Origin of the sequence: Halomonas cupida, assembly GCF_900142755.1 — a bacterium.
In the GTDB taxonomy this organism is placed as follows: Bacteria; Pseudomonadota; Gammaproteobacteria; order Pseudomonadales; family Halomonadaceae; genus Halomonas; species Halomonas cupida.
Genome location: NZ_FRCA01000002.1, coordinates 332601 through 332830, shown reverse-complemented (window position 1 = coordinate 332830; position 230 = coordinate 332601). Strand labels below are relative to the sequence as shown.

Here is a 230-nt window from a genome sequence, read left to right as displayed (position 1 = left end):
ACCGTGACGGTGACCGACCCGGATGGCACGGTGGTTGGTGAAGGCACTGTGGGCGACGGTGGCCAGTTCGAGGTCACGCTGGATACCCCGCAGGTGGATGGTGAAGCGCTGGAAGTGGTCCAGGCTGATCCGGCAGGCAATGCGTCGGAGCCTGCTACGGCGACAGCACCGGACAACACTGCGCCGGCGGCTCCTGCCGACGTTGCGGTCAGTGACGATGGCGCCACGGT

1 protein-coding gene is annotated in these 230 nt (G+C 67.0%); it reads left to right on the top strand.

The features are described from left to right. On the top strand, window positions 1-230 hold a 230-nt coding region (locus tag BUE38_RS23085; protein ID WP_200802142.1), incomplete at both ends, for an Ig-like domain-containing protein.